General features: G+C 71.9%; 7 protein-coding genes. 3 read left to right on the forward strand and 4 right to left on the reverse strand.

The window, feature by feature from the left end:
* The first annotated feature begins 27 nt into the window (after positions 1 to 27).
* Positions 28 to 309: a DUF4229 domain-containing protein gene (locus GJ743_RS18635; protein WP_328289349.1), complete on the forward strand. Its 282-nt coding sequence runs from the start codon at positions 28 to 30 to the stop codon at positions 307 to 309.
* A 57-nt stretch (positions 310 to 366) separates the two neighbouring features.
* Here the strand turns inward: GJ743_RS18635 and GJ743_RS18640 are convergent, their stop codons facing one another.
* From GJ743_RS18640 to GJ743_RS18650, 3 genes are all read right to left on the reverse strand, one after another.
* Positions 367 to 1,395 (reverse strand): 1,4-dihydroxy-2-naphthoate polyprenyltransferase, encoded by a 1,029-nt coding sequence (locus GJ743_RS18640; protein WP_328289350.1) that lies wholly within the window; start codon positions 1,393 to 1,395, stop codon positions 367 to 369.
* 396 nt (positions 1,396 to 1,791) lie between these two features.
* Entirely contained in the window at positions 1,792 to 2,961 is a 1,170-nt protein-coding gene (locus tag GJ743_RS18645; protein ID WP_155053401.1) for an AMP-binding protein, read from the reverse strand.
* Positions 2,962 to 3,016: 55 nt separating this feature from the next.
* Positions 3,017 to 3,949, reverse strand: coding sequence for a 1,4-dihydroxy-2-naphthoyl-CoA synthase (locus GJ743_RS18650; protein ID WP_155053402.1), 933 nt, complete (start codon positions 3,947 to 3,949; stop codon positions 3,017 to 3,019).
* Between the two features lie 145 nt (positions 3,950 to 4,094).
* On the opposite strand from GJ743_RS18650, the gene GJ743_RS18655 reads away from it, so the two are divergent.
* Positions 4,095 to 5,096, forward strand: a complete 1,002-nt coding sequence (locus GJ743_RS18655; RefSeq protein WP_155053403.1) for an o-succinylbenzoate synthase — start codon at positions 4,095 to 4,097, stop codon at positions 5,094 to 5,096.
* 170 nt (positions 5,097 to 5,266) lie between these two features.
* Positions 5,267 to 5,701 carry a hypothetical protein gene (locus tag GJ743_RS18660; RefSeq protein ID WP_155053404.1) on the forward strand — a complete coding sequence of 145 codons (435 nt, stop codon included), beginning with the start codon at positions 5,267 to 5,269 and terminating at the stop codon, positions 5,699 to 5,701.
* 140 nt (positions 5,702 to 5,841) lie between these two features.
* Here the strand turns inward: GJ743_RS18660 and pulA are convergent, their stop codons facing one another.
* Positions 5,842 to 12,066, reverse strand: coding sequence for a pullulanase-type alpha-1,6-glucosidase (gene pulA / locus GJ743_RS18665; RefSeq protein ID WP_155053405.1), 6,225 nt, complete (start codon positions 12,064 to 12,066; stop codon positions 5,842 to 5,844).
* Positions 12,067 to 12,386 lie beyond the last annotated feature (320 nt).

Raw genomic sequence — 12,386 nt, forward strand, 5'->3', positions numbered from 1 at the left:
CCAGACTGCGCCGCCTACACTGATCGGGTGAAGGCCCTCCCCGTCTGGCTCCGCTACACGCTGCTGCGCGTGCTCCTCTTCGCCGCACCGCTCGTGGTGCTGCTCGTCGCGGGCGTCACTCCGTGGATCTCCGTGATCGTGGCCGCGCTCTTCGGATTCAGCGCGTCGCTCATCTTCCTCCGCACGCCGCGCGAGGCGATGGCGAAGGACCTCTACGAGGCCCGCCATCGCGAGCAGCCGACCGTCACTGCCGACGACGAGGCCGAGGACTCCGCGGTCGACGAGGCGGAGCAGCGCCGGGCCGAGTAAAGCGGATGCCACGGCATCCGCCCGATCGCAGGCGCCGCCCCGCGGCATCCGTCTCGGCTAGAACGCGAAGGCCAGCCCCATGCCGACGCCGTACGCGAGGGCCGTCACGCTCGCGAGCTGCAGGCCGATGATGAGCTCGCGCGGCGTGCGCGCCCAGCCCACGATGACGCATGCGGGCAGCGCAGCGAGCAGCGCGAAGAGCACGAGCCAGGCGGGCGGATAGAGCAACGCCCAGAAGACGGTGATCGCGAAGGGCGCGAGCATGAAGACGGCGAAGAGGATGCGTCCGACGAACGGCCCGACGAGCACCGCGAGGGTGCGCTTGCGGGCGAGGCGGTCCTGGTCGACGTCGCGCAGGTTGTTCGCCATGAGCACCGCGCACGCGATGAGCCCGACGCCGGCGCCGCCCGTCCACGACTCGAGGTTGACGTCGAGCGCTTGCACGTACGTGGAGCCGGCCGTCGCGACGAGGCCGAAGAAGACGAACACGAACAGCTCGCCGAGTCCGTAGTAGCCGTACGGGCGCTTGCCGCCCGTGTAGAACCAGGCCGCGACGATCGCGGCGGCGCCGACGGCGAGCAGCCACCACTGCTGGGTGATGACGACGAGCGCGAGGCCGGCGAGCGCGGCCAGGCCGAAGAACGCCAGCGCGACCGTGAGCACCTGCTTCGGCGTCGCAGCGCCCGAGCCCACCAGTCGGGCGGGGCCGACCCGGTGTTCGTCGGTGCCGCGCACCCCGTCGGAGTAGTCGTTGGCATAGTTCACGCCGATCTGCAGCGCGAGCGCGACGACGAGCGCGAGCACCGCGCGCCACGGATGGAACGGCTCGTCGAGGTAGCCGAGCAGCACGACCGCGGCCCCCGTGCCGAGCGCGACCGGCGCGATCGCGAGCGGAAGGGTGCGGAGGCGCGCGCCGCCCACCCAGTCGCGGAACGTCGCCGGTCCGCGCTGCGCGCGCGGGGCACCCGCGGCGACCTTCGCCGGGTTGCCGGAGCGCCCGTTCGTGCGGGGCTTGGACGGCTTGGCGGCCTGGTCGGGTCGGGCGGACTCGGCTGACTGGGTGCGGGGGGTCTTCGGGCGTGCCACCCCGACATGCTATTGCGCGCCGCTATGGATGGGCTCTGCCGGGCGGAGCCGGCGGCGACGGCTGCGCCTGCGCGGGGCGCCGCGCGAGTCCGCCGGATCGTGCTCGCCTGCAACAGCCGCTCGCTCGCCGCGACGATCCCTCGCTCACATCGCAGGGAGAAAGGTAGACGCGGAATACCTTTCTCCCGCCCTCGAGCACTGAACGGTCACCTGACGTCCACGTCGCCGGCCCGCGCCGTGGGTTCGCAGGACCAGACGCGACGTGGGCTCCACAGCGAGGGCATCGCGTCTCTGATCCTGCGAACCGCACGAGGCGGTGCCGCCGACCGCGCTGGTGCAACCGATCCCGCCCCGGCTGGCGCCGGCGCGCCGGAGGCCGCGGTGTCGGGCCCCGCGTCAGGCGCCGGCGGCGCCCCTGGCGAGGGCGGATGCCGCGACGCGGTCGGGCTTGCCCGAGGCGAGTCGCGGCAGCTCGTCGACCACGACGACGCGCACGGGTCGGCCGGCGGGCGGCAGCCCCGCGGCATCCGTCGCCCCACGCAGCGCGTCGAGCGCGCCCGGCGCCTGCGCCGCCGCACCGGCGCCGACGACCGCGGCCCGCTCGCCCCACTCGGCGTCGGGCACCGCGACCACGACGGCGTCGGCGAATCCGTCGACACCGTGCACCGCGCGCTCGACCTCGCCGAGCACGACCTTGACGCCGCCCGAGATCATCACGTCGTCGGCGCGACCGGTGATCCGAAGTCGACCGTCGTCGCCGATCGAGCCGAGGTCGCCGGTGCGGTACCAGCGACGTCCGTCGGCGTCGGTCGCGAAGGCGCGCGCGGTGCGTTCTGGGTCGTCGAGGTAGCCCTCGGCGAGCATCCGCCCCGCGAGCTGCACTTCGCCGTCGACGGTGCGCACGTCGACGCCGGGCAATGGGGTGCCGTCGTAGACGCATCCACCCGCCGTCTCGCTGGAACCGTAGGTGCGGTGCACCCGGGCGCCCATCGCGGCGGCGCGCTCGACGAGCCCGGCCGGGGCGGCCTGGCCCCCGAGCAGGATCGCCTCGAACGAGCCGAGCGCCGCGCGCACCGAGCGATCGGCATCGGCCGCTTCGACGAGGCGCGCGAGCTGCACGGGCACGAGCGAGGTGAACCACGGCCGATCCGGGTCGAGCGTGCGGGCCGCGGCGACGAACGCATCGGGTGTGAACCCGCCCGCGGGCATGACCGCCGGTTCGGTGCCGGCGACGAGCGAGCGCACGAGCACCTGGATCCCGGCGATGTAGGTCCCGGGGAGCGCGAGCAGCCACTGCCCGTGCGCGCCGCCGAACCAGGCCGAGGTCGCCCCCGCGCTCGCGCGGAGCGCGGCACCCGAGAGTGCGACCCGTTTCGGCCGGTCGGTCGATCCACTGGTCTCGACGACCACGGCGACCTCGTCGTCGACGAGCGTCCCGATCGGATCCGCCGGCTCGATCTCACCGGGGATCGGCAGCACGGCGAGCCCATCGAGGAGCACCGCCTCGCGCAGCTGCGCGATCAACCGCGGCACGTCGCCGGCCGGAACCCGGATGAGGGGTTTCATCGCGACTCCGGTAACCGGCAGATGCGGTTGCGGCCCGGCCGGCCCGACCCTCCGCTCAGTAGTGCCACGGGTACGGACCCCAGTCGGCCTCGCGCTTCTCGAGGAACGAGTCGCGCCCCTCGACCGCCTCGTCGGTGCCGTACGCGAGCCGCGTCGCCTCGCCCGCGAACACCTGTTGGCCGACGAGCCCGTCGTCGACCGCGTTGAACGCGAACTTCAGCATGCGGATCGCCGTCGGCGACTTCGTGAGGATGGTGCGCGCCATCGCGATCGCCTCGCGCTCGAGGTCGGCGTGCGGCACGACCCGGTTCACCGCGCCCATCTCGTACGCACGGTCGGCCGAGTACTCCTCCGCGAGGAAGAACACCTCGCGCGCGAACTTCTGCCCGACCTGCCGGGCCATGTACGCCGACCCGTATCCGGCGTCGAAGCTGCCGACAGCGGCATCCGTCTGCTTGAAGCGACCGTGCTCGCGCGACGCGACCGTGAGGTCGCAGACGACGTGCAGCGAGTGGCCGCCACCCGCCGCCCACCCGGGCACGACCGCGATGACGACCTTCGGCATGAAGCGGATGAGCCGCTGCACCTCGAGGATGTGGAGTCGACCCGTCGCGGCGGCGGCCGCCGGGTCGCGCACGACCTCGCCCTCGGAGGCCGAGTACTGGTACCCGTCGCGGCCGCGGATGCGCTGGTCGCCACCCGAGCAGAAGGCCCAGCCGCCGTCCTTCGGGCTCGGCCCGTTGCCGGTGAGCAGCACGACGCCGATGCGCGGGTTCGTGCGGGCGTCCTCGAGCGCGCGATACAGCTCGTCGACCGAGTGCGGGCGGAACGCGTTGCGCACCTCCGGCCGGTCGAACGCGATGCGCGCGATGCGGCCGTCCGTCGAGTGGTGGTAGGTGAGGTCGGTGAAACCGGCTCCGCCGGTGACGGATGCCGCGGCATCCGCCCACTCGCTCGGATCGAACAGTTCCGACACCTCGACAGCCATGCCGTCCAGCCTATGCTCGATACCTTTCTCAGGATCGGGCGGCCCCTCCGCACGTTTCTCAGGACGACACGCCGGGCCCGGCAGGCGCCGCCCGCGTGTCGTCCTGAGAAACGTACCCAGCCCGCGCGGGTGGCAGACTCGACGCATGAGCGCCGATGCCCTGCCGCCCCTGCACGACCTGCTCGCGACCGCCAGGGTCGTCGCGCTCCCGCTCGTCACGCGGTTCCGCGGCATCGACGTTCGCGAGGCGCTGCTGCTCGAGGGCCCCGAGGGCTGGACCGAGTTCGCGCCGTTCGCCGAGTACGACGACGACGAGGCCGCGACCTGGCTCGCCGCCGCGATCGACTTCGGCTGGAATCCGACCCCGGCCGCGCACCGCGACCGCATCCCCGTGAATGCGACGGTGCCGGCCGTCGACGGCGACGCCGTGCCGGCCGTGCTCGAGCGGTTCCCGGGCTGCCGCACCGCGAAGGTCAAGGTCGCGGCATCCGACCAGACCCTCGAGCAGGATGTCGCGCGCGTGCGCGCCGTGCGCGAGGCGATGGGGCCCGAGGGGCGCATCCGCGTCGACGCGAACGGCGGGTGGAACATCGACGAGGCCGAGCACGCGATCCATGCGCTCGCCCCGTTCGACCTCGAGTACGTCGAGCAGCCGTGCCCGAGCGTCGCCGAGCTCGCCGAGATCCGCTCGCGCACCAAGTACATGGGCATCCCCATCGCCGCCGACGAGAGCGTGCGCCGCGCCGACGACCCGCTCGCCGTCGCCGCGGCGGGCGCCGCCGACCTCCTCGTCGTGAAGGCCGCGCCGCTCGGTGGCATCCGCCGCGCCCTCGACGTCGTCGAGCGGGCCGGCCTGCCGATCGTCGTCTCGAGCGCGCTCGACACGAGCGTCGGGCTCGCCATGGGCGCGCACCTGGCCGCGGCGGTGCCGGCGCTCGAGTACGACTGCGGGCTCGGCACGGCGTCCCTGCTGGCAGCGGATGTCACGCCGGACCCGCTGCTCCCGAGCGGTGGCGCGATCGACGTCCGCAGGGTCGAACCCGACCCGGCATTGCTCGACCGGTATGCCGCCGACGGCGATCGCACCGCGTGGTGGCTCGCCCGGCTCGAGCGCTGCCACGCGGCCCTCGCGAGCCGAACGGCCTGATCAGAGCCAGATCCCGACCGCGCCAGAAACATGAGGAATGCCCCCGTTTCTGGGGGTGTCGCGCCGACGATGTCGGGGAGGACCCTGAGTCCATCAGTGTCGATCGGGGGCATCCTCGGATGCGTCGGCCGGTCGACGGCCGTTCCAACCCGAATCGAAGTGGAGCAGGAATGTTCTCGAGAACCATGACCAACATCGGCGCCGGCATCGGCCTGGCCGCCGCGATCACGCTCGGCAGCGGCGCGGCCGCCTACGCGCACGAGTGTTACAACGCGAACCGTTCGGAGAAGGGCAACGCGGGCGCGAGCAACTCGCAGGCGTGGTTCACGCTCAACGTGACCGACGCGCTCGCGGGCGACGTCGAAAACGGCGACATCACTCCCGAGCAGGCGGACTGCATCTTCGACGCCTACACGGCGGGCGGTGGCCCCGCCTCGTTCACGATCCTCATCAAGGGTGCGAACGGCCAGGGCGGCACGATCGGCGCCAACAACCCCAACGACTGGCACGCCACCGACGGGCAGGGCATCGACCACTTCTTCGATGCGTACGGCGGCCTGATCTTCGGCAGCTACGCGGCGTGCGGGGCGTCCTTCCCGGAGTGACCGCCCGCAGCACGGACACGGTGCCCGGCGGTGGGTGGACCCGCCGGGCACCATTCGCGGCCCGCAGTCCGGGAGGGAATCCGGACGGCGGGCCGCGGCGTTCGGGCGGAGCAGCGCACACCGGCTCCGCCCGAACGGGATCAGTCGGCGTCGCTTCTGACCCGCGCAGCGACCACGCTCGCCCGTCGGAGGCGCGAACCGGCCACGACGAATCCGGCCGCGACCACCGCGATCGCCAGCAGCGCGGCGAGCGCACCCTGCGTCGCGGTGAGCCCGAGCGGCCCGACCACGGTGAGTTCCGTCACCGCTTCAGCCCCGGATGCCACGCCGACCAGTCGCACGTGGTGCCCGTCCATCTCCGTCCCCGCGGGGATCGTGACCTCGAACGCCACCGAACCGTCGGCGCCGGCGGACTGGGCCTCCAGGAGGCGGGGCGTCGACTCGAGCCACACCTGCACGAGCTCGCCCGACTCGAAGCCGGAGCCGGCCACCGCGAGCGTCGATCCGACCTGCACCGACCCCGCGTCGAGACGCACGACCGGCGCGGCCGAGCCCGAGCCCGCCGCCGAGCCGGAGCCCGCCGAGCCGGCCTTCGGGCCGGGCGTCGCCGCCCCGCCCTTCACCGGCCCCGTCGCCTTCTGCTCGGAGACGAGCACCGCGGCCGTGCGCGCCGGGATCGTCAGCGTCCCGGTCTTCGCCTTCCACTTCGTCTCCTTGACGACCTCGTCGACGCCGTTCTGCAGCGGCTTGGCGAGCTTGAAGTCGCGGCCGGTGAGCCCGTCGATGCGCTCCGTGATCGGCTCGCCCGAGGCGTTGAAGACGACCATCGCGCCCTCGAGCGCCGGGTCGACGTCCTCGCCGACCAGGTCGTCGATGAGCATGACGATGAGGCCGTCCGTGGCATCCGCCCCGCTGTTCGGGAACGTCACCTTCTGCTCGATGAGCTCGGCCGAGCCGAGGGTGAGCAGGTCGACCGACGACCGCACGCGCAGCAGGTCGAGAGCGGATGCCTCGGCCGCGGCGATGTCCTCGGCGGTCGGCTTCAGGGCCGGGTCGGCGAGCAGTTCCGCCATCACGGGCCAGTGGTCCTCGTTGTCGGCCTTCATCGGCAGGCCCGACCCGAAGGTCGACTCCTGGCCGGTCCAGTCGATCCGGTTGAACCAGTCACCCGAGTTGTAGCTGTTCCGGTCGAGCGACTTCGAGCGCAGCAGCTCGGTGCCGGCGTGCCAGAACGACGGGCTCTGCGAGAACGACACGGTCGCGAGCGACAGCGTGTTCATGCGGATGCGGTCGGCCATCGACGTCTCCTGCGGGAGCTTCAGCACCCCGAGGTCGAAGAGCGTCTCGTTGTCGTGCGCGTCGACGTAGTTGATGACCTCGTCGGGCTGGTCGGCGTACCCGGCCGGCGAGCCGTTGTAGTCGACCTCGGCGCCGGTCTTCACCTCGCCGTCGTACCCGGTGAACTCGAAGTCGCGGAGGTTGCCCGCGAGGCCGATCTTCACGAGGTCCGTCTGCTGGCCGAGGTTCCGGATGCCCTCGCGCACGGGTCGGCCGTTCGGCTCGCCCGCGAGTCCGGTGCCGAAGCCCTGCTCGTACTTCGAGTCGCCCGCGACCGGGCTGCCGCCGTGCACGCCGTCGCGCAGACGGTCGTTGAACGTGGCGATCCCGGTGCCGCCGAGCTGGCCCTGCGAGGCCTGCTCGAACCTGGCGTTGTTCGCGACCTCGCCGAAGTTCCAGCCCTCGCCGTAGAGGAACACCGCCGAACCGTCGACGCCGTCCTCGGCGAGCGTGAGCTCGTCGAGCGCGGCTCGCACGGCGAGCAGGTTGTCCTTCGAGTGGTGGCCCATGAGGTCGAAGCGGAACCCGTCGACCTTGTACTCCGTCGCCCAGAGGACGACCGAGTCGACCATGAGCTTCTCGGCGACGGCGTGCTCGGTCGCGACGTTCTGGCAGCACGTCGAGGTCTCGACGCCACCGGTCGCGTTCAGGCGCTGGTAGTAGCCGGGCACGACCTTGTCGAGCACCGACTTCTCACCCTGGCCGGATGCCGCGGTGTGGTTGTAGACCTCGTCGAGCACGACCTGCAGGCCGTTCGCGTGGAGTGCCCCGACCATCTCGCGGAACTCGGCGACGCGGGCGCCGCCGTCGGGGTCGACGGCGTACGAGCCCTCGGGCGCCTGGAAGTGGTACGGGTCGTACCCCCAGTTGAAGCCGTCGAGGTCGCGGATGGCCTCGATGCACGCCTGCTGCTCCTCCGACGCCGGGCCGAACGACTCGAGGTCGCAGTCGGGGGTCGCCTGCTGGTCGCGGCGCTCCTCGATGGTCGCGATGTCGAACGTCGGCAGCAGGTGCACCGTGTTGATGCCGGCCGCAGCGAGCTCGCGCAGCTGCGCGGTGCCCGCGCTGTTGCGCGTGAACGCGCGGTACGTGCCGCGCTCCTCCTCGGGCGCCGTCTCGTCGGTGATCGAGAAGTCGCGCACGTGCAGCTCGGTGATCGCGCGGTCGACCTGGCTCTCGACGACCGGCGCCGGGGTGTCGGCCCAGAGTTCGGGCGCGAGCGCCTCGTCGCCGAGGTCGACGAGCACGGTGCGCGCCGAGTTCACGGTCAGCGCCTGCGAGTACGGGTCGGTGACCGAGTTCTGCTCGATCGCGCCGGTCGACGGGGCGTACACCTCGACGAGCCAGCGGACCTCGTCGCCCGCTCCGAGCGCGGCATCCGTCACCGACCACGCGCCCGACTCGGCGTCGAACGTCGCCGGCAGCACCTGCGCGTCACCGGTCGAGCCCGCATCCCAGCGCTGCAGCGAGACCGACTGCGCGGTCGGCGCCCACACCGACTGGGTCGGCTCGTCGCCGTTCCAGGAGGTGCCGAGCGTGACGGATGCCACGCCCTCGCCGTACAGGTCGTCGAGCACGCCCGGCAGCTGGACGCCGGTGAAGGCGGTCAGCCGGTCGCCGTCGCGCTGCGCGACCTGCACCTGCTCGGTGACGAGCTCCGCGATCGCGTCGCGGTCGAGGCCGACCGGCCGCAGTGCCGCGTAGCTCGCGAGGTGCGGGAAGGCGTCCGCGAGCTCCTCGCCGATGCCGGCGGGGTCGAGCTCGAGCTCGACGGGGTCGCCGCCGCCCGTGACCGCGCCCTCGGCGACCGCGAGGCCCGCGTCGGCCGCGTGCTCGATGGTCCACGACAGGTCGGCCGCGTCGGCGCTCCCGAGCAGGGATGCCGGCCAGGCCAGCGTCTCGGCGTCGAGCCAGTAGGCGCGCTGCGTGCCCGTGCCCGCCAGCGGCGGGTCGGCCACGACGACCTCGAGCACGTGCGTCGCGATCGTGTAGCGGAAGGTCACCGTCTTGCCCTCGGTCGCGCTGAAGGCGATGTTGCCGCCGTTGCGCACGCCGTCGGCGCCGTAGTTCTCGTCCCACGAGCGGTCGTGCGCGACCTTCACCTCGTAGTTGCCGGTCGGCAGCTGGTCGGTCGCGAACTCGTAGACGCCGTCCTTGTCGCCGTCCTGCGCGAAGGTCGCCATGCACTCGGGCTGCCAGTCGCCGGGGCAGCCGAGCTCCGACTGCAGGCTGCCGGGCAGCGTGATGATCGGCCCCTCGGCGGTCGAGGAGAACACCTTGGTGCCCGGATCCCAGTAGAAGGTCACCGGGCCGCCGGCGGTCGTGTAGGCGACGTTCGCCCCGCCCTCGACGCCGTTCGCGCCGTAGTTCAGGTCCCAGCTGCCGTTGATCGCGACCTTGTACTCGTACGAACCGGCCGGCACGTCGAACGTGCCCTCGTAGACGCCGTCGGCGCGCTTGGTGAGCTTCGCCGCCTCGCACCCGGGCTGCCAGTCACCCGGGCAGCCCATCTCGGAGTTGTGGTTGCCGGGGACCGTGACGAGGTCGATCTCGGTCTCGGGCTCCTCCTCGACGACGAGGTTCACCGCGTTGCCGACCGAGGCGTAGGTGGATGCCGCGGCACGCTGCCCCGCGGCATCCGTCGAGATCGCGCGGTACTCGACGAGCGTGCCGTTCGCGAGCCCCGCCGTGTCGTGGAACACGCGCGGCGTGGTGTCCTCGGCGGTGCCGAGGCCGTGCCACTCGTCGGAGCCGGCGACGCGCCACGCGAAGCTCGTCTCCTGCCAGGTGTCGTCGGCCACGTCGGCCGAGACCGCGGTCATGCCGGTCACGCCGGCGCCCGCTGCGGGCACGTCGACGGCGATGGCGGATGCCGCGTCGGGCGCCGTCACCTCGCGGTCGGCGCGAAGCACGACGGCACCGAGCGCCGGCACCGAGACGGATGCCACGCCCTCCGCGTTCGCGGTGACGCCCGGGCCGTCGGTGCCGTAGAGCGGCGCGAACACGCCGTCGGCGGTGAGCGTCGTCACGTCGACGGTCTTCGCCTCGTTCGCGTTGTTCACGGCGACGAGGTACTCGACCTTCTCGTCGCGGTCGACGCGGCTGAACGCATACACGCCCGCACCGTCGGCGACGTACCGCTCGAGCTGCGCGCCCTGGTCGAGGGCCGGGTGCGCGTCGCGGAGCGCCGCGAGTGCGGCGATGTGCTCGTAGAGCGGAGCATCCGTGTCATACCGGTCGACGCTGCCGGCCTGCTCGCCCGTGACGAGCGGCTGGTTCGCGTACTCGCCGACCTCGGTCGCGAACAGCGTCTGGCGCGCGTCCTTGTCGCCGCCGGTGCCCGCGAAGCCCTGCTCGTCGCCGTAGTAGACGACGGGCTGGCCGCGCGTGAGGTACATGAGCTCGTGCGCGAGCTCGTCGCGCTCGAGGGCATTGCCCGTGGAGGCGAGGAAGTAACCGACGCGGCCCATGTCGTGGTTGCCGAGGAACGTGGGCAGCACGGCGGCCGAGGTGTCGGGCGTCGTGTACCAGTCGTCGCCCGCGAAGAGCGACTGGAGGTTCTTCGCCGAGTTGCCGGCCGCGAAGCTCACGGCCTGCGACTGGAAGGTGAAGTCGAGGACCGAGTTCATGTCGGTGTCGCGCACGTAGGGCGAGAGCTTGACCGGGTCGGCGTCGTAGACCTCGCCGAACATGAAGAACTCGGGCTTGCCGACCGCGTGCGCGTAGTCGAGCACCTCGGTCGACCAGGTCTCCCAGAACTCGAAGTTGACGTGCTTGGCGGTGTCGATGCGGAAGCCGTCGATGCCGAGGTCGATCCAGTCCTGGTACACGTCGACGAAGCCGTTCACGACCGTCGGGTCCTCGGTCATGAGGTCGTCGAGGCCGACGAAGTCGCCGAAGGTCACCGACTGGCCCGCCCACGTCGAGTCGCCGCGGTTGTGGTACACCGTCGGGTCGTTGAGCCAGGCCGGGACCTTGACGTCGGCCTCCTCCGGCGCGATGACCGGCGTGTACGGGAAGCTCGTGGCCGCGTCGAGGTCGGGGAAGTCGGCGCTGCCGGCGATCGCGCTCGGGTCGAACACGTCGCCCGCGGCATCCGTGTACGGGCTCGTCGCCTTGTCGACGTACGAGTACTGCCCCTCGGCGTAGTCGATCACGTCGGCCGTGTGGTTCGTGATGATGTCGAAGTAGATCTTGATGCCCTTGGCGTGCGCCTCGGCGATCAGTGCCTCGAGCTCGGCGTTCGTGCCGAGGTGCGGGTCGATCTGCGTGAAGTCGGTGATCCAGTAGCCGTGGTAGCCGGCGCTGGCGTTCGCGCCCTCGCCCTGCACGGGCTTGTTCTTGAAGCTCGGGGTCAGCCAGATGGCGGTCGTGCCGAGCCCGGCGATGTAGTCCAGCTGGTCGCGGAGACCCTGGATGTCGCCGCCCTGGTAGAAGCCCTTGTCGGTCGGGTCGTACCCGTGCGCGAGTCGGTCGCCCTCGATGCCCGCGGTGTCGTTCGTCGCATCGCCGTCGGCGAAGCGGTCGGTCATGACGAAGTAGAAGTTCTCGTCACCGCCGGCCTGGCGGGCTGGGGCGGCGACGAGGCCGGCGTCGGCGGACTCGTCGTAGGCGCCGTCGATGCTGAGCAGCTCGAGCCCGACGCGCTTCTGCGCGTCGTCGAACACGACACGGACGTCGACCTCGCCGTCGACGGTCAGCGGGATGTTGTCGCCGCCGCCGTTCAGGCCCCAGGACGCGTCCCAGTTGTCGTTCGCCGCGACCTTGTACTCGTACTGGCCCGCGGGGAGCGTGAACTCCGCCGCGTACAGGTCGGGGGTGTCGGTCGCGAGCAGCTCGGTCGCCGCGCACTCCGGCTGCCAGTCGCCCGGGCAGCCGAGCTCCGACTGCAGCGAGCCGACGAGGGCGAACGTGTCGCCGTCGGCCGAGGCTGCCGGTGCGACCGGCAGAACTGCGAGGGCGGATGCCGCGACGGCGCCCGTGATCCCGAATGTCACCCATGTCCGAGCGCGCGCCCGATGCGTCATCCTTGACTCCCGATTCCGGCACGACGACGTGCCACTGACATTGGGAGCGAACGTAGCAGCGCGCGGGACGTTAATGCAAGCGCTTGCACTCAGCGCGAAACGATCGGCTCGTTTCGGCACGCTCAGGCGCTCCCGCACGGGCCTCGGCGCCCCGATCGGGGGGCGTAATCGCTTCCACATTCCGGCGGTGGTGCGCCGTCGAGGGCGCCTTAAATGCAGAAGAGCCGCCCGGCTTTGGGCGGCTCTTCTGGAATGAATGTCCGGCGGTGTCCTACTCTCCCACAGGGTCGCCCCTGCAGTACCATCGGCGCTGCGAGTCT

The organism is Agromyces bracchium (assembly GCF_009709675.1).
GTDB classification, from domain to species: domain Bacteria; phylum Actinomycetota; class Actinomycetes; order Actinomycetales; family Microbacteriaceae; genus Agromyces; species Agromyces bracchium.